This is a genomic window from Hymenobacter daecheongensis DSM 21074, assembly GCF_900141805.1.
In the GTDB taxonomy this organism is placed as follows: Bacteria; Bacteroidota; Bacteroidia; order Cytophagales; family Hymenobacteraceae; genus Hymenobacter; species Hymenobacter daecheongensis.
Map to the genome: position 1 here is coordinate 599,670 of NZ_FQYN01000002.1, position 19,408 is coordinate 619,077.

Genomic DNA, 19,408 nt, shown 5'->3' on the forward strand with positions numbered 1-19,408 from the left:
GGCCGGCGTTTTTTTTCGTACGCTTCTTTCATGGAATATCCGCTGCCGGCAGCGGCCCGGCAATACGTTGCCGAGCATCTGCACGACGACCCCGCTCAGCTGGCTCTGCAGGCCCGCCGCTATCCGGGCCTGCCCGTGCCCGACCTGGTGCGCCAGATTCAGGCCCGCCAGAAAGCCCGCACCAAGCTGCCCGCCTGGGCCGACAACCCCGACCTTATTTTTCCGCCGGCTTTGTCGGTCGAGCAGGCCTCCTCGGCCCGCACGGCCGCTTTTAAGGCCAGTCTGGTGAACGGGCAGCGCCTGGCCGACCTGACAGGCGGCTTTGGCGTCGACGCGTCCTGCTTCGCTAGCCGCATTCCGGAGGTGCACTACGTGGAGCGCGACCCGGCTCTGGTGGCGGTGGTACGCTATAATCTGGCCCAGTTGGGCATCGGCAACGTGCAGTGTCACGCCGCCGATGCGCTGCAATTCCTGAAAAGCACGCCCGATACTTTCGACTGGATTTACCTCGACCCCGCCCGCCGTGACACCGCCGACCGCAAGATCTACCGGCTGCAGGACTGCGAGCCCGACGTGCTACGCCTGCTGCCGCTGCTGCTGCACAAAGCCAACCGCGTGCTGCTCAAAACCTCGCCCATGCTCGACATCGAGCAGGCGTTGCTGGAGCTGAAGCAGGTCCGGCGGCTGTGGGTGCTGGCCGTCGATAATGAGTGCAAGGAGGTGCTGTATGAGCTGGGCCCCGAGCCCGCCGTGGACCCGGAGCGCTACACCATAAACCTGCTTCGCAACGGCCAGCAGCAGGAATTTCGGCTGAATAAAGCCCGTGAAACCCGCGCCGTGGCCCGCTACGCCGAGCCGCTGCCGCAGGGCTACCTGTATGAGCCTAACGTGGCCGTGCTCAAAGCCGGCGGCTTCCGCAGCGTGGGTACGGCGTTTGAGCTGCTGAAGCTGCACCAGCACAGTCACCTCTACATGTCGGACACACTGCGGGCGGACTTTCCGGGCCGCATTTTTCGCATCATAGCCGCCGAGAAGTATGACCGCAAAGCCCTGCGCGCCCACCTCGGCCCCGAGGCCCGCGCCCACGTCACCACCCGCAACTTTCCCGATACCGTGGCCGAATTCCGCCAGCACACCGGCATCCGCGAAGGCGGCGACCTTTACCTCTTCGCCACTACCGACCTACGCAACCGCATGGTAGTGCTGGTGTGTGAAAAAGTAGTGAGATAGTGAAATGGTGAGATAGTGAGTTTGATGTTTTGCTTGCTCCAAATGCGCCAAATGCGCGTATTGCGCAGCCAGAACATCAAACTCACTATCTCACCATTTCACTATCTCACTACTTCGCCGGGCTTGTCCAGGGGCTGCCTTGCAGGCGGAAGCGCCAGGGCAGGGCGGCATCGGGGCCGGCGTAGTCGATGCCGACGCGGGGAGAAGTCAGGATAAGGTCGTCGGGAACAGGTTTTTGGTGGTCTTCTATCCAGATTAGATTGCCGCTAAGGTCGGTGCCGTAATGCTTGGTTGTGATGCCCAGCGCTTGCGTGAGCAGGCCGGGGCCGGCGCTGAGGTTGCGGGCCGGCGCGGTCAGACCACGGCGGAGCAGCATTTCCGGGATGCCCTCAGTGGGCTCCAGGCCCCGAATCAGGACGGCATCGGCTTTGCCGGCTACGTTGGTGATGATGTTGAAAAGCGTGTAGCGGCCGTATATAAGGTAGCAATAGGCCACCCCGCCGGCCTCATACATCACCTTCGTGCGGCTGGTATAGCGCCCCAGGTGCGAGTGACACGCCAGGTCATTAATATGCGCATACGCCTCCGTTTCCACGATGCGGCCGCCGGTAAGCACGCCATTTATGTTGGTAAACAGATACTTTCCCAGCAGCTCGCGGGCAATCTGCACTACATCGGAACGCTGGTAAAAGGCGGCGGGAAGCTTCATTTTTTTAATGTACTGATTTTATGATGTGCTAATGTGCTGATTCTTTGATGTACTGCTTTTACGATGGATCGGCCGTACTGACCGGCAAAAGCCACTTTGTGCTCGTGCGATATAGCTCGTACGCATACAATGCCGATGACTTCTGCAGGTGCTCAGATAGCTATCAACACATCAGCACATCATAAAATCAGCAAATCAACCCTATCTTTGCCCTCGTTATAGGTGGCCGGACCCCGATTGGGGGGCGAGGCTGAAAAGGGAATCCGGTTCAACTCCGGAGCTGTCCCCGCAACTGTACGCTTCCGTTACCCGGTGGGCCCATCCCCCAGCCACTGTTTCTGTGAAAGCTTTCTGCCAAGCCAGGGAGCCGGAGAAATGGGAAGGCGGCCCACCCGAAGCAAGCCAGGAGACCTGCCTATACGCTTTTTAGTGTTCAGCGCCTTCGGAGGAAAGGCGGAGAATGATGGCAGTGGCCACCTTCGGGTGGCTGATATCTCTGTTTTCGGCCTCGGCTTCGCGGCAGCTTTTCCTTCGGGGAAGCCAGCGTGGAGTTCTGAACTGAATTTTCCGGTACCGGAAATTTAGTTCGGATCATGAGTACCTATCAAGTTGCGCGGCTTCGGCTTCCCGGTTCGCTTTCTGGCAGCATTTGCCTGCTGAGTATCCTCAGCACATCAGCCGGCGCGTGGGCGCAGCAAGCCGCCGCGCCCGACTCAGCGCGGCGCATGGCGGCGCAGCTGCCGGCTGTGCGGGTGCAGGGCGTGGCCCCCGGCCGCTTCGCCGTGGGCAGCCGCGTCACCCAGCTCGACTCGCTGGCGCTGGCGCTTAGCCGCAGTGGCACCCTGGCCGATGTGCTGGCCAGCCGTACGCCGCTCTACCTGAAAAACTATGGCCCCGGCCAGCTTGCCTCCATTTCGCTGCGCGGTACTTCGGCGCGGCATACGGCCGTGCTCTGGAACGGCTTCAACATCAACCTGCCTTCGCTGGGCGAGGCCGATTTTGCGCTGCTGCCGGCCTCCGGCAATACGCAGGTGGTGGTGCAGCATGGTCCGGCCGGGGGCACCTACGGCACGGCGGCTATGGGCGGGGCGGTGCTGCTGTCGTCGCCGGTGCGGTGGGAAGCGGGGGCGCGGGGCACGGCGCAAAGCGAGCGGGGCAGCTTCGGGTTTCGGGCCAATAGCCTGGAAGGCAGCTTCAGCAACGCGCGCATAGCCGTGCGTACGGCCCTTTCGCAGCGCTCGGCCCGCAACGATTTTGCCTACACCGTGCGCGAAGCCGGCGGGCCGGTGCGGCGGCGGCAGGAAAATGCCGCCCTGCGCCAATGGAGCCTCGCCCAGGACCTGACGCTGCGCACCGGCCAGAGTGCCGAGTGGACGGCCGCCGCCTGGCTCACCGATGCCGACCGCCAGATTCAGCCTTCCACCGGCTCGGCCAACAACCACGCCCAGGAGCGCGACCAGAGCCGCCGCCTGCTAGCCGGCTACCGCCGCACCACGGCCCGGCACGAGTCGGCGGTGCGGGTGGCGTGGTTTGAGGATATTCTGAACTACCGCTCCGATGACGTGGAAAGCCGCTCGGGCGTACGCACCACCCAGGCCCAGGCAGAGCACACGCTCAATTTTGGGCCTACTACCAGCCTGCGCGTGGGAGCCGAAGCGCAGCATTTTGCCGGGCAGGTAGATATCTATACTGTGCGGGAAAACCGCTTTACCGGCTTTGCGCTGCTGTCCTTCAGCCCCGCCCCTACCCTGCGCCTCACGGCCAACCTGCGCCAAGCCGTGTTGCCCAGCCGCCGCGCTCCGCTGGCTCCCACGCTGGGCGCAGAGTGGCAGCTACGACAGGCCGCTACCCAACAGCTCACGCTGAAAGCCAGCGCCTCGCGCAGCTACCGCGCCCCCACCCTGAACGAGCGGTACTGGCGTACGGGCAACCCGAATATTGCGCCGGAATCAGGGTTTGGCTACGAGGCCGGGCTGCGGCACGAATGGAAACCGGCCGCCTTCGCGCTGCAAACTGAGCTGACGGCCTACCGCCAGCGTATCGACGACTGGGTGCAGTGGATTCCGAACAGCCAGGGCCAGTACTCGCCGCGCAACCTGCGGCTGGTGCGCACGCAGGGCCTGGAGCTGAGCACGCAGCTTGGCTGGCACCACGGCCGCTATGCCGCGCAGACGCGGGCCTCCTACGCCTTCACGCAGGCCACCAAGCTGCGCGGCCACGCCGCCGACCCCGACCCGGCCGGCCGGCAACTGCCCTACGTGCCGCAGCACGCGGCTGCCTTCAGCACCGACCATACATGGCGCCAGTGGCTGCTGAGCTACCAGCTCAGCTACACCGGGCCGCGCTTCACGGATGCCTCGGCCACCAGCTTTTTGCCCGGCTACCTGCTGCTCAATGCCAGCGCCGGCCGCACCGTGCGCGTGGCGGCCCACTACTCGCTCACGCTGCTGGCCCAGGGCTTCAACCTGACCAACCGCGTGTATCATAGCTACGAGTACCGCGCCATGCCGCTGCGCTCGGCCAACGTGAGCCTGCGCGTGGCGTGGCACTGATTCGCTTTTTCTCCTTTTCCCTTTTCCTTCTTTTTTATGTTTTCCATGTCAAGATTTTCCTCCCTCTTTAAACAACTCCTGCTCACGGGCGGCGGGGCGCTGGCCCTGCTCGGCTGCACCGACGATAAGGTGGACGGCCCCATTTACAACTTCAGCGCCGATGGCAGCAACGTGTTTGTGCTGAACGAGGGCAAATACGGCACGCCCAACGGGGCCGTATCCTACTTCAGCAAAACCAAGAAACAGCTGGTTGATAAAAGCGTTTTCCAGACGGTGAACCAGCGCGAGCTGGGCGACGTGGTGCAGTCGATGGCCGTGCTGAATGGGCAGGGCTACATTGTGGCCAACAACAGCCAGAAAGTGGAAGTGGTGAACATGCAGACGTTCCAGACGGTGGCCACCATCAAAGGCCTGGAGCAGCCGCGCTATATGGTGGCCGTGGGCGGTAAGGCCTACGTGAGCGAGTGGATCAACTTCGATAAGAAGGGCCGCGTTGCCGTTATCGACTTGGCCACCAACACCGTGAAGAAAACCATTGCGGTGGGCATGCAGCCCGAGCAGCTGCTGGTGGCCAACGGCCGCGTGTACGTGGGCAATACCGGCGACGACACCTTGCGCGTCATCAACCCCGCTACCGACGCGGTGGAAGCCAAAATCAAGCTGAAGGACGCGCCCGGCAGCCTGGTACTCGATAAGGTCGGCGCTATTTGGGTGCTGTGCCAGGGCATCACGAAGTACGACACCAAAGCGCCATACGCCATCCTTTCTGACACGCCCGGCAACCTCGTGAAATTCGCGCCCGCCACGCCTACCGCCCAGACGGTGCTGCCCTTCGCCGGCCACCCCCGCGGACTGCGCCTGAATGCCGCCGCCGACCAGCTCTACTACCGTCACGCGGGCGGCGTATACCGCATGGCCACCACGGCCACCAGCCTGCCCGCCACGCCGCTCATCCGGCGCAGCTTCTACGGGATGGACATTGACCCCAAAGACAACACCATCTACGGCTCCGTCGCACCCTTTTCCACCACCGGCAAGTTCATTCGCTACCAGGAAACCGGCGCGGCCATCGACTCGTTCGACGTGAACATCGGCCCGAACGGCTTCGTGTTTTACTAGGCTTTCGGAGCCAGTGCCACACCAAAAAGCCCTTCTGCCAGCTGGCAGAAGGGCTTTTTTCTTGTTCAAAGACTAATCAAGAATTCCGCTTGCTAGTCGGCCAGACCGTCGTTGTTGCGGTCTTTGGCGGTGGCGGCATTGTCGTAGAGGTCTTTGCCGGTGGTAGTGCGGGTGGTGTCAGTGGGCAGGCCGCTGGTGTTGGAGCTGGCGCGCTGGCCGGGGTCGGGGTCTTTGGTCTTGTCGGCTCCGCGCTCCACGTTGGTATCGCCGGAGCCGGTGCCGGTATTGCAGGCGGAGAGGGAAGCGCAGCCCAGCAGCAGGGCCAGGGCCAGAGGTCGGAACAGAACAGTTTTCATGGTTGAGGGGCTGAAACGGGAAAGAGCGAGCTACTGATGTGTACAGGATACGTACGGCGGCGCGGCGCGGTGGTTTTTCCGGGTTGGCGCGCCAGCCGCCCAGCTCGGAAAAAATTGCGTTTCCGGGCGGGTTGGGCAGGCAGGTGCTGCCAACGGGCCACGGCCGGGCTGACGAAAGTCGCGCAACTCAATATATTTGTTGCTCAGTTCTTTGCTTATGAAAGTTTCCCGCGTCTATCACTTTGCACATTTGCCCTGGGTGCGCCGAACCGGCTGGCTGGCCGCCACAAGCTTGGTATTGGCCCTGATGCTGACTGGCTACGTGTTTGGCTTCTCCAATCATTTCTTCGGGCGGCTAAGTGGTGCTTTTTTCGTAATATTCTGGCTGTTAGCCGTTACGTTTCTGGGCGTGGTGCCCTTTGTGAACTGGGCGGCCGCCAATTGGTTTGGGAAAGCATGGGCTGAAATGCCGCCGGAACCCGCGCGACGCATTCCCCGTTCTGCCCCTGTCTCTTCTCCTATCCGGAAAGTCGGGCGGCCCGCTGCCCGGCCAGACTCATTCTCGAAACGCCCGTGAAAACTACGCTCCTGCACATCAAAAACATGGTTTGCCCTCGCTGCATCGAAGCCGTGCGCGGTCTTCTTGAGCAAGCCGGGTATCGGCCCACGGAAGTTACCCTGGGCCAAGCCCAACTCGACCAGACTACCCCCATCGACCCTGCCAGCGTGGCCCCGCTGCTACAGGAAGCCGGTTTCGATGTGCTGCTGGGCCGCGCCGAGCAGCTGACCGAACAGATAAAAGGTGCGCTGGGCGAATATCTGGAGCACCTGCGCACCGCCCGCATGCCGCTCACCACGTCCGCCTTCCTCACCGACCGGTTTGCCGCCACCTACTCGCACCTGAGCAAAGTATTTTCGCGCACCGCCAACCTCACCATCGAGAAATACCTGATTCGACTGAAAATAGAGCGGGTGAAGGAAATGCTGAGCTACGGCGAAATGACGCTGGGCGAAATTGCCGACCAGATGCGCTACAGCAGCGGTCAGCACCTGAGCAACCAGTTCCGCCAGGTCACGGGACGCTCCGTCAGCGAGTTCCGCCGCGACCTGATGCCCAAGCGCCTTTCGCTGGACGAGTTGGCGTAGATCGTAGGCCTACTGGCACACATCCGGACAAAGAATACTGCCGGGCATTGAAGGAATAATTTCTCTTTAATGCTCGGCAGTTTCTTTCTGTCCTTATTTTGAGCATTCTGCATTGTCATAAGGCCGAGCCCCGCGCGAGGAGAATATGGGAACGGAAGCGCCACCGCGTCTCGTTGTGGCTTGCCGTATCTTTGCGGCTCGCCCGTTGCTCCGCTGCTGTGTCCGCTTCCCCCCGTATTCTGCTTCTTACCCCGCCGCTCACCCAGCTGAACACGCCCTACCCGGCTACGGCCTACCTGAAGGGCTTTTTGGGCAGCCGCGGCTACGCCTGCACCCAGGCCGATTTGGGCCTGGAGCTGGTATTGAAGCTGTTTTCGGAAGAAGGGCTGGCTAGGGTTTTCGCCGAAATCGAAGCCGGGGGTTTCGAGCTTTCCGACAACGCCCGCCGCATGGTGCGCCTGCAGCGCAGCTACCTGAGCACCATCGGGCCCGTCATTCGCTTTCTGCAGAACAAGGACAATACGTTGGCCCCACGCATCTGCCACAGCCGCTTTCTGCCCGAAGCCGGCCGCTTCGACAACGTGGCCGACCTGGAATCGGCCTTTGGCACGATGGGCCTCACCGACCAGGCCCGCCACCTGGCCACGCTCTACCTCGAAGACTTGGCCGACCTGATCAAGGAAACCGTGGGGCCGCAGTTTGGCTTCTCGCGCTACGCCGAAAAGCTGGCCATGTCGGCCACGAGCTTTGATGCCCTGCACGAAGCCCTGCACACCCCGCCCAACCTCGTAGACCGGATGCTGCTGGAGCTGGCCGACGCGCTGGTAGCCCGCGTGCAGCCGGATGTGGTGGGCTTCACGGTGCCGTTTCCGGGCAATCTGTACGGGGCGCTCCGGCTGGCCGGGCGCATCAAACAGCTGCGGCCGACGGTGAAAATTCTGATGGGCGGCGGCTACCCCAACACTGAGCTGCGCCAGATCCGGGAGCCGCGCTTCTTCGATTATGTCGATTATCTGACCCTGGACGATGGCGAAGGGCCGTGGCTGCGGATATTGGATTTAGTTGTTGGTTGTCAGTTGTCAGTTGTTAGTGAAGTGCCTGATTCTTCAGGCGAGAAACCAACAACCAACAACCAACAACTAACAACTAACCTCCAACGCACCTTCCTGCGCAATGCGGTCGGTGAGGTCGAGTACATCAACCACCCCTACCCTGATATTCCGCACCCCGAGGTGGGCACGCCCGACTATTCCGATTTGCCGCTCACGGAATATCTGTCGGTGATTGAGGTGCTGAACCCGATGCACCGGCTCTGGAGCGACGGGCGCTGGAACAAGCTCACCATTGCCCACGGCTGCTATTGGAAGCGCTGCTCCTTCTGCGACGTGACCCTGGACTACATCGGCCGCTACGAAACCGCGCCCGCCACCCTGCTCGTGGACCGCATCGAGCAGATTGTGCGGCAAACCGGCCAGACTGGCTTTCACTTCGTGGATGAGGCCGCTCCGCCCCTGGCCCTGCGCGACCTGGCCGTAGAGCTGCTACGCCGGCAGGTCAGCATTACGTGGTGGGGCAACATCCGCTTCGAGAAAACCTTCACCCCCGACCTGTGCCGCCTGCTGGCCGCCAGCGGCTGTATTGCCGTGAGCGGTGGCCTGGAAGTGGCTTCCGACCGCCTGCTGGCCCTCATGGAAAAGGGCGTTACCATTGCCCAGGTGGCCCGCGTCACGGATGGCTTCACCCAGGCCGGCATCATGGTGCACGCCTACCTGATGTATGGCTTCCCCACCGAAACCGCCCAGGAAACCGTGGACTCTTTGGAAGTAGTGCGCCAGCTGTTCCAAGCGGGCATCGTGCAGAGCGGCTACTGGCACCGCTTCTCCATGACGGCGCACTCGCCCGTAGGCAAAAACCCCGCGAAGTACCAAGTGGCTGCCATCGGCCCCGAGCCCGGCGACTTCGCCTGGAACGACCTCTGGCACGACGACCCCACCGGCACCGACCACGAGCAGTTCGGCCCCGGTCTGGCCAAAGCCCTCTACAACTACATGCACGGTGTGGCCCTGCACGAGCCCCTCCAGTTCTGGTTCGATGGCCTGCGCATTCCGCGCCCCACCGTGCCGCGCCAGCTCATCCAGAAAGCCCTTCAGGAAGCGCCAAAGCCGGATTTTGCGAAGCAGAACCTTCGCCTGTTCTGGCTGGGCAACGCCCCCGAGCTGCCGCCTCTCGACCCGCGCCCCGGTGCCCGCGCCACGCTCACCTTCTACGAGCAGGCCGAAGATTTCGAGCTAAAAACTACCCCCGCGCTAGGCCAGTGGCTGCACGATCTGCTTACCAGGCTAAGCACCGACTACAGCACCAAAGTGCTGCTGAAAGATGCCGCCGCTACTTTCCCGCCGGATGCCGGCACGTCGTCCGAGGCGTTTCTGCAGTCGCCTGCCTGGCTTTTGCTCCGCGAAAAGGGGTTGCTATTGTTTTAAGGCACCTTCACTTTTAGCGTCCTGTAGTGGCGCTGAACAGCAGCATAGCGCCAAACGGAAGCAGCATCCAAGCCCCGGCGGGGCGGCATCTTGGTAGAAAACCGACGTACCCAAACGATTAAAGCCCCAGCGGGGCGGCACCTTTGTTCAACGATTGGTGCCGCCTCGCTGGGGCTTCTGTTATGTGTGCGCCTATACTTTCTACCGATATGCTACCCTGCTGGGGCTGTTTTATTTCGCTGCCTGCTTCATCCAGGTCATCATATCGTCGATGTAGCCGGGGGCGGGGCGGGGCCAGTCCCATTTGCCGTCGGTATCGGGGCGTACGCCGGCGGGGAGCATGATTTCGTGATTGGCATTGGCGTATACGCGCACTACTGAGCCGCGGCGGTAGCCCACCACGCCGCGCAGGCGGCGGGCACTTTCGCGGGCATCCTGCTGGTCGTCGGCTGCGCCGTAGAGCAGCAGGGCCGGCACGCGCACCTGCTGCCAGGCGGCGCGCGGGTCCAGCAGCAGGTCGCGCCAGCGCGGCTGGGTTTGCAGCTCAGTGGTGGTCGGAATACGGCGGGGCAGCGTGGTGAAAGCGGCCCAGGGTTGCTGCCAGAGGGTTTGCAGCGTCTGGTGCAGCTGCGTGGTGTCGCCTTGGCCATTGCGGCGCACGTAGCGCTCCAGCTGCTCAAAAGCCTGCGTGGCCTGCCGCACCTCGGCCGGCGCGGCTCCACGTTGGCGCAAAGCAGCCATAGCCTGAAAGCGAGTGGCCGTAGCCAGCGGCACGCCCGGCCCCGATACGGCCACCACAAAGGCCACCTTTTTGCCCGGCCCGCCGGCCGCCAGCGCCGCCACGTGCCCGCCCTGCCCAATGCCCCACAAGCCTATGTGCACCGAATCGACGGCCGCGTTGCGCTTCAGGGCCTGCACGGCGGCCAGGGCATCTTCGGCCAGCTCCGGAGGGCTGGGAATGGCGGGCGGGCGGGCGGCATCGCGGCGGTCGTAGAGGAGGGCGGCGAAGCCATGCCGGGCCAGTAGGTCGGCGTAGGCGCGGAGGGCCCGCTGGTGCGGGGAGGCGCTGCTATGCAATAGCACCACGGCCGGGTGGCGGCGCAGTGTATCGGCGGTGGGGATGAGCAGGGTGCCGGCCAGCGTGAGCGGGCCGCTACGGAAGCGGACCGGCGTTTCGCGGTAGGGGCGCGGATCGGGCTTGCCGCGGCGCACCAGCAGCAAGTCGGCCTTCACGCTGTCGGTGGTGAGCAGGCCGCGCAGGAAGTCGCCTTCCCGGATAGCCTCCACGACCAGGTTACCCGCTTTTGCCCCCGGCTGGCGCTCAAAGCGCAGCTGCGGCGACTTGAACGTGAGGTTTTCGGCCGGAAAGCCCAGCCCCTGCAAATCGGGAAAGCGCAGGTCGGCCTGGAGCTGGCCGGGTCGGGTTTCGCGCAGGTCGAGGGTCGTGCGCAGGTCGGCCCCCTGATACGTGACGCGGCCCTCAAAATGGCCCGTGGGCGGCGGCAGGGCCTTCGGGCCGCTATCCGGGGAGCAGGCGGCGAGCAGGGCCGCGCCCAGCAGCCCGGCCGCCACGGTGTGGCCCGCTTTACCCAAAGAGAAGACCGACCTGCCGTTGCTCACGAAGTTGCGGAGTTATGAAGTTGTGGAGGGTGAAATTGTGAAGTTGTGGAAAAGGCTCTGTCATCCTGAACTTGCGAAGGACCTTATGTCAGTTGAACGAGTCGTTGTTACGTCTGCCGTTCTCATTCCATAAGGTCCTTAGCAAGCATACGCCAGATGAAGGATGACAGAGCCTTTTTCACAACTTCACCTTTAAAGACCTTTGCGCAAAATCAAATCAGTTTGAATATCCTGCCCGAGGCGGAACTCGTGGGTGCCGATTTGCTTGAAGCCGAAGCGCTGATAGAAGGCCAGGGCCCGCGGGTTGTGTTCCCACACACCCAGCACCACGGTGCGGCAGCCGTGGGCGCGGGCCTGGTCAAGGGCCTTGCGCATCAACGACGCGCCCAGGCCGGTGCCAATCCAGTCTTCGCGCACGTAGAGCCGCTCTATTTCCAGGCGGCCGGCGGTGGGCTGGCCGGGCTCCAACCCCAGCGCCGAGCCGAGGCGCAGCTTGGCGTAGCCCACCACTTCCTGCACCATCTGGGCCAATAGAAATATGCTTTCAGGGTCTTCCAGCTCGGCCAGCTGCTTCTCAGGGCTGAAGGTTGAGGCCAGGAAAGCGGCCATGTCCTCGGGCGTGTTGACGGCGGCGAAGGTATCGTGAAACGTCTGGCGGCCCAGCACGGCGAGCTGCGCGGCTACGGACGCGGTGCGTTTGGCCAGGGTGATGCGAAGCGGAGAAGTCATGAAGGCGAGAGAGTTAAGCTACCTGTCCTGGTCGGTGCGCATGCGCCACCCCATGCGTACCATGATACCGGCGGCGGCCAACATAGCCAGTCCCAGCACCAGCTGCTGGCCGCCGAGGCCGGTCTGGCCCGTCTGCTGCCAGCGGTAGTACGCCACCACCACCTGCAGCGCCAGGCCCAGCAGCAGCAGCACGCCGGCCGTCAGGAACAGCCAGCCGACTATCTTCTGGGAAACGGGATGGAGCTTGCGCGGCATACGGACACGGCGGGGCCAACGGGTGGCGGTTAGTCGATAACGTCGTTGCGGCTGTTGCGGCGCAGCCGCCAGCCCGTGCGCATCATAAACAGCGCCACCACAATGCCAATCAGGCTGATGACCAGCCGGGTATTGTCCAGGCTATTGGCCGCCCAGTCGGTGTAGAACTGCGGGAAGCGCATGGCCTGCACAATGAGGAGCAGAGCGCCCGCCAGCAGGTATATCATGCTCCGGGTGCGGTCGGGGTGGGGAGTGGCCATAGAAACGGGGGTTGAAAGGCAAACTTAGTAGGAAATTCGCACTGGCTGCCGTTGCCCGGTAGCCCAGCCGGCCGGGCGGGGTTGCAAATTGGTTTTACGTGCGTACTTTTGGCCTACCAAAGTTTTTCAGCGAGAGTAGCTCAGTTGGTAGAGCATCAGCTTCCCAAGCTGAGGGTCGCGAGTTCGAACCTCGTTTCTCGCTCAGTTAGAGTCAGCCACCTAAACGCAAGTTTGGGTGGCTGTTTTATTTTCGCCGCGGCGGCTATTGCAGACCCAGGCCTGCCCTATGCCCCGCCCGCCAGGAAACGCGCCAGATACGGCGCGGTGCGACTTTTGGTGGCTTTGGCTACGGTGGCGGGCGGGCCGGCGGCTACTACGTGGCCGCCTTCTTCGCCGGCACCGGGGCCAATGTCCAGCACCCAGTCGGAGCCAGCTACTACGCGCATGTCGTGCTCCACTACTATCACTGTGTTGCCCGCTTCTACCAGGCCGTCGAGCTGCACTAGAAGCTTTTCTACGTCGGCGGGGTGCAGGCCGGTGGTGGGCTCGTCGAGGACGTAAAGGGAGTTGCCGCGCTGGGCGCGCTGCAGCTCGGTGGCCAGCTTGATGCGCTGGGCCTCGCCGCCCGATAGCTCGGTGGCGGGCTGACCGAGACGCAGGTAGCCCAGGCCCACTTCGCGCAGCACCGTGAGGGCCCGCTGCACCGTGGGTTCCTGGGCAAAGAAGTCCCAGGCATCGTCCACGTTCAGAGCTAGCACTTCGGCGATATTCTTCTCCTGATACTGTATTTCGAGGGTTTTGGCGTTGTAGCGGGCCCCGTGGCAGGTGGGGCAGGGCGAATACACGCTGGGCAAAAACAGCAGCTCCACCATCACAAAGCCTTCGCCCTGGCAGGTTTCGCAGCGGCCCTTGGCTACGTTGAAGGAAAAGCGGCCGGCATCGTAGCGGCGCTTGCGGGCCTCGGGGGTGGCAGCAAACAGCTTCCGGACGTGGTCGAACAGGCCAGTGTAGGTGGCCATGTTGGAGCGCGGCGTGCGCCCGATGGGCTTTTGGTCGACGCGCACCAGCCGCTTGAGGTGCTCCATGCCGCCCACGATGCGCCCCCCGGATTCCGGGGGCGCGGCGCGTTCCAGCGGATCCAGCTCCTCTTCTTCCGTCGGTAGCTCGTGGCCGAGCTGGGCGGCGACCAAATCTACCAGCACCTGGCTTACCAGACTCGATTTGCCGGAGCCCGACACGCCCGTGACCGTCGTGAAAACGCCCAGTGGAAACTCCACGCTGAGATTGTGCAGGTTGTTGCGCGTTACGCCGGCTAGCTTTAGCCAGCCGGTGGGGGTGCGCGGCTGGCGGGGCGGCAGGGCCGCGAGGTCGAAGAGGTGGCGGCGGGTTTGGGAGGCGGCGATGTGGGCCAGGCCGGCGGGCGGGCCGCTATAGAGCACTTCGCCGCCCTTCTCGCCGGCGGCGGGACCTACGTCTACCAGCCAGTCGGCCTGCCGGATAACGTCCAGATCGTGCTCTACCACAAACAGCGAGTTGCCGGCGCGCTTCAGCTCGGCCAACGCCGCCAGCAGGGCCTCGGTATCGGCCGGGTGCAGGCCGGCGGAAGGCTCATCGAGCACATACACCACCCCAAACAGATTGGAATACAGCTGCGTGGCCAGCCGCAGCCGCTGCAGCTCGCCCGGCGACAACGTGGGCGTGCTGCGCTCCAGCGCCAGGTAGCCCAAGCCTAAGTCGAGGAGCACCTGCAGGCGGGCGCAGAGGTCGGCGGCGATGCGCTGGGCCACTACGGCCTGCTCGGGGTGAGCAATGTCCTGCTTTTTGTTGCCGGTACTGTGGCCCGCGGCATACGGGCGCAGCAGCGCCGCCACCCGCTGCAGCGGCAGCCGCGAGAGGTCGGCAATATCGACGCCCGCGAACTTTACAGCCAACGACTCGGGCCGCAGCCGCTTGCCGTGGCACAGCGGACACTCGCTGCTGAGCATATACTGCAACGCCCGCTTCTTCATCAGCGGGCTGTGAGTGGTGGCGAAGGTGTGCAGCACATGGCGCTTCACGCCGGTGAAAGTGCCCATATAGTTCGGCGGCTCCTTGCGCTTCAGGGCGCGCTTCGTTTCCTCGGGTGAGTAGCCGGGGTATACCGGCACCACGGGCTGCTCATCAGTGAACAGAATCCAGTCGCGGTCCTGCTGAGGCAGGTCGCGCCAGGGCGTATCCACGTCGTAGCCGAGCGCGACGAGGATGTCGCGCTGGTTCTGGCCGCCCCAGGCCTGGGGCCAGGCCGCAATGGCCCGCTCGCGGATGGTGAGCGAAGGATCGGGCACCATGCTTTGCTCCGTCACTTCGTAGATGCGGCCCAGGCCGTGGCAGGTGGGGCACGCGCCTTCGGGCGTGTTGGGCGAAAAGGCTTCGGCATACACGATGCTTTGCCCCGCCGGATACTGCCCGGCCCGCGAATACAGCATCCGCACCAGGTTGGAAAGCGTGGTGACCGAGCCTACCGAGGAGCGCGTGGTAGGCGTGCCGCGCTGCTGCTGCAACGCCACGGCCGGCGGCAAGCCCTCAATGGTATCTACTTCCGGCACGGCCATCTGGTGAAACAGCCGCCGCGCGTAGGGCGAAACCGATTCCAGGTAGCGCCGCTGGGCTTCAGCATACAGCGTCCCGAAGGCCAGCGACGATTTGCCCGAGCCCGACACGCCCGTGAACACCACCAACGCATCGCGTGGAATATCGAGACTGACGTTTTTGAGGTTGTGCTCGCGGGCCCCGCGCACTTGCACGAAGCCGGTGAAATCATTGAGAGTGGGCTGGGAAGGGTGGTTTGGCATACGCGGTCTAACGGTGCGGGCCGGGGCACGGTTATGACGGGGCTGGCCTGCGTGCCGGCTTGCGGCGCGACCGGACAGCCGCCCGCCGGAGCGCTCTATTGTTTGATTCTCTTCAATTCGCCGCAACTACTCCGCCCACACTCTGCAGTTCTCTATCTTTGGTTCCAAACCTCATTTTTCCTCATCTATCACCGATTACCCGTATGAAAAAAACAGTACTATTTCTGGCCGGTTTGCTGCTGAGCGGCGCGGCGGCGCAGGCCCAGTGGGCGCTGCAGCCCATCGGCTTCCGCTACGATGCTACGCCTGCCTACATTGATGCGGTGGATGCGAACGTAGCCTGGGCCGCCGATTTTGACTACCCTTCCTCCATCGGCGACCGGCAAGTAGCCCGCACCATCAACGGCGGCGCTACCTGGACGGTAACGACCATCCCCACACTATTAGATGGCCAATCCGTGACGGGCCTTGTGGGGTTAAGCGCCACCGTTGCGCTGATTTGCGTGCATAATGACCAAGGCGGGGGCAGTATCCTGCGCACCATCGATGGCGGCACGACCTGGACGGTGCAGACTACCGCCACCCAGTTTGGCGGCCAGTTCAGCTTCCCGGATATGATTGCCTTCTTCAGTCCTACCGAAGGCGTATGCGTAGGCGATAAACTCCCCGGCGACAACAGCTTCGAAATCTATGCCACCGCCAATGCAGGTACTACCTGGACCCGCATCCCGGACGCGACCCTACCCGTGCCCCTGGCCGACGAATTCCCTGCTTATAATGGGGTGCTGAATAACCAGATTACGCCTTCGGTGGTTGGCAACTCCGTGTGGTGCCTGACCAGCGAGGGCCGGGTCCTCAAGTCGGCCAATAAAGGGCTCACCTGGACAATCAGCGACGCGGGCCTCGGGCTTAGCGGGCAGAGCGTCGCTTTCCGTGATGCCAACAACGGCCTGGCCATCGGCCTCGACGATACCGGCGGAGCCAACCACCAGCTGGCCCGCAGCACCGACGGCGGCACCACCTGGCAAATGCTCCCCTATACCGGCCCACTGCACCCTATGGCCCTCGACAACGTACCCGGCACCAGCCAGTTTCTTTCCGTCGGCGCGGACCTGAGCAGTTTGGGTGGCAACAACGACGCGGGCTCCTCCTACAGCCGCGACAACGGCCAGACCTGGGTTAATATTGAAAATACCCGCAGCCACGTAGCGCTGGATGTAGCCTCGCCCACGGTGGCCTGGTCCGGCGCTTTTGCTCCGGCTACCGGCACCGGCCTGGGAGCTTACAAGCTGACCAGCACCGTGCTCGGCAGCCGCCAAGATGTGGCGCTGCAGCGCGGTCTGAGCGTGTTTCCGAACCCAAGCGCCGACGGCCGCTTCACGGTGAAGCTGGCCAGCCTCAGCACCGACGCCCAACTGACCGTGTTCGATGCGCTGGGCCGGCCAGTATTCAGCCGCGCGGCCAAAGCCGCCACGCCGGCCCTCACGCTGGACTTGGGCCAGCAGGCCGCGGGCATCTACACGCTACAGGTGAAAACCGAAGGCGGTGCCGCCCAGCAGAAGCTGGTGATTCAGTAAGCGGCGGCGTTTCTTACCGCTTGGTGTATTAAAAAAAGCGCCCCGGCCAGTATGGCCAGGGCGCTTTTTTTAATAACTATCGGCCAAAAGGAACGTCCTGCTGAGCTTGTCGAAGCATCACTACCGCTTCGTTGAGTTACTAATCAGATGAAGCAGTAGAGATGCTTCGACAAGCTCAGCAGGACGTTCCTTTTGTCTAAAACAACCTATTCCCGCTTCGTCTTCACCATCTGCTTCAATTGCGCCAGTTCGTCGCGGTACTTGGCGGCCTGCAGAAAGTCGAGGTCTTTGGCGGCCCCTTCCATCAGCTTTTCAGTTTGCTTGATGAGCTTTTCGAGGTCCGTTTTGGTCATCATGGCAATGACGGGCTCGGCGGCCAGCAGCATGGTATCCGTGTCCGGCCCGGCGTAGGCATCCGGCTCGATGCGGCGCTTATCCGACAAAGACGTGGAAGCGTTGATTTCGTCGTGCGACTTGCGGACGGTGCGGGGCGTGATGCCATGCTCCTCGTTGTAGGCCAGCTGCACGGCGCGGCGGCGGTTGGTTTCATCAATGGCGCGCTGCATAGAGCCGGTCATGCGGTCGGCGTACATAATGACTTTGCCCTTCTCATTTCGGGCGGCGCGGCCCATCGTCTGAATCAGGCTGCGCTGGTCGCGCAGGAAGCCTTCCTTGTCAGCATCCAGAATGGCGACCAGGCTCACCTCGGGCAAATCGAGGCCTTCGCGGAGCAGGTTTACGCCGATGAGCACATCGATAACACCCAAACGCAGCTGCCGCAGGATTTCGACCCGGTCGAGGCTTTTCACGTCGGAGTGCACGTATTGCGACTTGATGCCGAGGCGCTCCATATACTTCTGCAGCTCCTCGGCCATGCGCTTGGTAAGCGTGGTCACCAGCACCCGGTCGCCCATCTTCACGCGGTTGTCCACCTCATCCAGCAGGTCGTCGATCTGGTTTACGCTGGGCCGCACATCGATTTCGGGGTCGAGCAGGCCCGTGGGGCGAATGATCTGCTCAATGATAACGCCGCCGGACTGCGCCAGCTCATAATCGGAAGGCGTGGCCGACACGTAGATGGCCTGCCGGTACATACTCTCGAACTCGTTGAACGTGAGCGGACGGTTGTCCATCGCACTCGGCAGGCGGAAGCCGTACTCGACCAGTGCGGTTTTGCGGCTCCGGTCGCCGCCCCACATGGCCCGCACCTGCGGAATGGTGGCGTGGCTCTCGTCAATCACCATCAGGTAGTCGTCGGGAAAGTAGTCGAGCAGGCAGAAGGGCCGGCCGCCGGGCTGGCGGCCGTCGAAGTAGCGCGAGTAGTTCTCAATGCCCGAGCAGTAGCCCAGCTCCCGGATCATCTCCAGGTCGAACTCCGTGCGCTCCATAATGCGCTTGGCCTCCGAGTCGCGGCCTTCCTTCTCGAAGTAGGCGTGCTGCTGCACCAGGTCGAACTGGATTTCCTTGATGCCCTGGTTCAGCGTGTCCTTGCCGGTCACGAACAGGTTGGCCGGGTAGAGCGTCACGCTGTCCTCATCGCTGAGCTTCTTACCGCTCTGCGGGTCAATCTTGTGAATGGCCTCTATTTCATCGCCGAAAAAGAAGATGCGGTAGGCAAAGTCGGCGTAGGCCGGATACAGGTCTACCGTGTCGCCCTTCACCCGGAACGTGCCGCGCGTGAACTCCACCTCGGTGCGCGAGTACAGAATCTGCACGAACTGGTAGAGCAGGTTGTTGCGCGAGTATTTCAGCCCCGGGGCCAGGTAAATGACGTTTTTGCTGAACTCCTCGGGGTTGCCGATGCCGTAGATGCACGACACCGAGGCCACCACGATGATGTCGCGGCGGCCCGAGAGCAGCGTGGCGGTGCAGTGCAGCCGCAGCTTCTCAATCTCCTCGTTGATGGCCAGATCCTTCTCGATAAAGACGTCGGTGCTGGCAATGTAGGCCTCGGGCTGGTAGTAGTCGTAGTAGCTGATGTAGTACTCGACGGCGTTGTTCGGGAAAAACGACTTGAACTCGCTGTAGAGCTGGGCGGCCAGGGTTTTGTTGTGGCAGAGCACCAGCGTGGGGCGGCCGGTCTGGGCCACCACGTTGGCTACGGTGAAGGTTTTGCCGGTGCCGGTGGCACCCAGCAGCACCTGGGCCGGCTCGCCGCTTTCCACGCCCGCCACGAGCTGGGCAATGGCCCTGGGCTGGTCGCCGGTAGGTTTGAATTCAGAGGTCAGTTTATACTCCATGCAGAAGGAAAATTTTGGCGACTAAGGCAGCCCCGGATAACTCCATTGCGGCAAGGTAGGTTTCTTTGGAAACGAAAAAACCCGTCCGGGTGGCCCGACGGGTTTTTTTTCGCGCATTGCGGGGTCGCTGTCAGAAGCGGGTGATGCTGCTCAGCGGGAAAGCCGTGGGCGACCCGGTGGCCTCAGCGCCTGACGACGCAGCCTGGGGCAGTAGCTTTTCCGCTTTGGCTGGTCCGAGAGCCGCCGGCCGGGCCGGCGCTTCGCCGAACCGCACCAGTCCCAAACACACCCAAACCGCTAAAAG

The 19,408-nt window shown here is 63.0% G+C and carries 15 protein-coding genes, 1 tRNA gene and 1 riboswitch; of the genes, 8 read left to right on the forward strand and 8 right to left on the reverse strand.

Translation table 11 applies throughout. The annotated features are described in order from the left end of the window. The first annotated feature begins 30 nt into the window (after positions 1-30). A complete protein-coding gene (locus BUB62_RS05505; protein WP_073107166.1) occupies positions 31-1,230 on the forward strand; it encodes a class I SAM-dependent methyltransferase in 1,200 nt (399 codons plus the stop codon). Between the two features lie 109 nt (positions 1,231-1,339). Here the strand turns inward: BUB62_RS05505 and BUB62_RS05510 are convergent, their stop codons facing one another. Beyond that, on the reverse strand, positions 1,340-1,939 hold the full coding sequence (locus BUB62_RS05510; RefSeq protein WP_073107168.1) for a DNA-3-methyladenine glycosylase: 600 nt from the start codon (positions 1,937-1,939) through the stop codon (positions 1,340-1,342). Between the two features lie 203 nt (positions 1,940-2,142). Beyond that, positions 2,143-2,372: riboswitch (cobalamin riboswitch) on the forward strand. Between the two features lie 160 nt (positions 2,373-2,532). Between BUB62_RS05510 and BUB62_RS05515 the strand changes: the two genes are divergently transcribed. Both BUB62_RS05515 and BUB62_RS05520 read left to right on the forward strand, forming a co-directional pair. Then, positions 2,533-4,491: a TonB-dependent receptor gene (locus tag BUB62_RS05515; RefSeq protein WP_073107170.1), complete on the forward strand. Its 1,959-nt coding sequence runs from the start codon at positions 2,533-2,535 to the stop codon at positions 4,489-4,491. A 45-nt stretch (positions 4,492-4,536) separates the two neighbouring features. Further along, complete coding sequence (locus BUB62_RS05520) at positions 4,537-5,610, forward strand: YncE family protein (RefSeq protein ID WP_159437408.1); 1,074 nt, start codon at positions 4,537-4,539, stop codon at positions 5,608-5,610. 92 nt (positions 5,611-5,702) lie between these two features. Here BUB62_RS05520 and BUB62_RS05525 read toward each other — a convergent pair whose 3' ends face one another. Next, positions 5,703-5,966, reverse strand: coding sequence for a hypothetical protein (locus BUB62_RS05525; RefSeq protein WP_073107175.1), 264 nt, complete (start codon positions 5,964-5,966; stop codon positions 5,703-5,705). A gap of 217 nt (positions 5,967-6,183) precedes the next feature. Between BUB62_RS05525 and BUB62_RS18930 the strand changes: the two genes are divergently transcribed. From BUB62_RS18930 to BUB62_RS05535, 3 genes are all read left to right on the forward strand, one after another. Continuing rightward, positions 6,184-6,543 carry a hypothetical protein gene (locus BUB62_RS18930; RefSeq protein ID WP_143164040.1) on the forward strand — a complete coding sequence of 120 codons (360 nt, stop codon included), beginning with the start codon at positions 6,184-6,186 and terminating at the stop codon, positions 6,541-6,543. Further along, positions 6,540-7,112, forward strand: coding sequence for an AraC family transcriptional regulator (locus BUB62_RS05530; RefSeq protein ID WP_084538843.1), 573 nt, complete (start codon positions 6,540-6,542; stop codon positions 7,110-7,112). Before BUB62_RS18930 ends, BUB62_RS05530 begins: the two co-directional genes overlap by 4 nt. 218 nt (positions 7,113-7,330) lie before the next feature. After that, a complete protein-coding gene (locus tag BUB62_RS05535) occupies positions 7,331-9,592 on the forward strand; it encodes a B12-binding domain-containing radical SAM protein (RefSeq protein WP_073107177.1) in 2,262 nt (753 codons plus the stop codon). A 231-nt stretch (positions 9,593-9,823) separates the two neighbouring features. Here BUB62_RS05535 and BUB62_RS05540 read toward each other — a convergent pair whose 3' ends face one another. From BUB62_RS05540 to BUB62_RS05555, 4 genes are all read right to left on the reverse strand, one after another. After that, the gene (locus BUB62_RS05540) at positions 9,824-11,212 is read right to left on the reverse strand and encodes a serine aminopeptidase domain-containing protein (protein WP_143164041.1); all 1,389 of its coding nucleotides are present in this window, start codon (positions 11,210-11,212) and stop codon (positions 9,824-9,826) included. Positions 11,213-11,404: 192 nt separating this feature from the next. Continuing rightward, positions 11,405-11,941, reverse strand: a complete 537-nt coding sequence (locus BUB62_RS05545; RefSeq protein WP_073107183.1) for a GNAT family N-acetyltransferase — start codon at positions 11,939-11,941, stop codon at positions 11,405-11,407. An 18-nt stretch (positions 11,942-11,959) separates the two neighbouring features. Continuing rightward, positions 11,960-12,196, reverse strand: a complete 237-nt coding sequence (locus tag BUB62_RS05550) for a hypothetical protein (RefSeq protein WP_073107186.1) — start codon at positions 12,194-12,196, stop codon at positions 11,960-11,962. Positions 12,197-12,225: 29 nt separating this feature from the next. Next, positions 12,226-12,456, reverse strand: coding sequence for a hypothetical protein (locus BUB62_RS05555; protein ID WP_073107188.1), 231 nt, complete (start codon positions 12,454-12,456; stop codon positions 12,226-12,228). A 129-nt stretch (positions 12,457-12,585) separates the two neighbouring features. On the opposite strand from BUB62_RS05555, the gene BUB62_RS05560 reads away from it, so the two are divergent. Continuing rightward, positions 12,586-12,658 (forward strand) — tRNA-Gly (locus tag BUB62_RS05560). An 82-nt stretch (positions 12,659-12,740) separates the two neighbouring features. Here the strand turns inward: BUB62_RS05560 and uvrA are convergent. After that, positions 12,741-15,287, reverse strand: coding sequence for an excinuclease ABC subunit UvrA (uvrA, locus tag BUB62_RS05565; protein WP_073107191.1), 2,547 nt, complete (start codon positions 15,285-15,287; stop codon positions 12,741-12,743). 203 nt (positions 15,288-15,490) lie between these two features. Here uvrA and BUB62_RS05570 point away from each other — a divergent pair, with 203 nt between their 5' ends. After that, positions 15,491-16,864, forward strand: coding sequence for a T9SS type A sorting domain-containing protein (locus tag BUB62_RS05570; RefSeq protein WP_073107193.1), 1,374 nt, complete (start codon positions 15,491-15,493; stop codon positions 16,862-16,864). Between the two features lie 206 nt (positions 16,865-17,070). Here BUB62_RS05570 and uvrB read toward each other — a convergent pair whose 3' ends face one another. Beyond that, a complete protein-coding gene (gene uvrB, locus BUB62_RS05575) occupies positions 17,071-19,104 on the reverse strand; it encodes an excinuclease ABC subunit UvrB (protein WP_073107196.1) in 2,034 nt (677 codons plus the stop codon). Between the last annotated feature and the right edge of the window lie 304 nt (positions 19,105-19,408).

Excerpts from the sequence above, each read along its gene's own strand:
- BUB62_RS05505 (WP_073107166.1), top strand. The coding sequence starts at position 31 with ATGGAATATCCGCTGCCGGCAGCGGCCCGGCAATACGTTGCCGAGCAT.
- BUB62_RS05510 (WP_073107168.1), bottom strand. The coding sequence starts at position 1,939 with ATGAAGCTTCCCGCCGCCTTTTACCAGCGTTCCGATGTAGTGCAGATT.
- BUB62_RS05515 (WP_073107170.1), top strand. The coding sequence starts at position 2,533 with ATGAGTACCTATCAAGTTGCGCGGCTTCGGCTTCCCGGTTCGCTTTCT.
- BUB62_RS05520 (WP_159437408.1), top strand. The coding sequence starts at position 4,537 with ATGTCAAGATTTTCCTCCCTCTTTAAACAACTCCTGCTCACGGGCGGC.
- BUB62_RS05525 (WP_073107175.1), bottom strand. The coding sequence starts at position 5,966 with ATGAAAACTGTTCTGTTCCGACCTCTGGCCCTGGCCCTGCTGCTGGGC.
- BUB62_RS18930 (WP_143164040.1), top strand. The coding sequence starts at position 6,184 with ATGAAAGTTTCCCGCGTCTATCACTTTGCACATTTGCCCTGGGTGCGC.
- BUB62_RS05545 (WP_073107183.1), bottom strand. The coding sequence starts at position 11,941 with ATGACTTCTCCGCTTCGCATCACCCTGGCCAAACGCACCGCGTCCGTA.
- BUB62_RS05550 (WP_073107186.1), bottom strand. The coding sequence starts at position 12,196 with ATGCCGCGCAAGCTCCATCCCGTTTCCCAGAAGATAGTCGGCTGGCTG.
- BUB62_RS05555 (WP_073107188.1), bottom strand. The coding sequence starts at position 12,456 with ATGGCCACTCCCCACCCCGACCGCACCCGGAGCATGATATACCTGCTG.
- uvrA (WP_073107191.1), bottom strand. The coding sequence starts at position 15,287 with ATGCCAAACCACCCTTCCCAGCCCACTCTCAATGATTTCACCGGCTTC.
- BUB62_RS05570 (WP_073107193.1), top strand. The coding sequence starts at position 15,491 with ATGAAAAAAACAGTACTATTTCTGGCCGGTTTGCTGCTGAGCGGCGCG.
- uvrB (WP_073107196.1), bottom strand. The coding sequence starts at position 19,104 with ATGGAGTATAAACTGACCTCTGAATTCAAACCTACCGGCGACCAGCCC.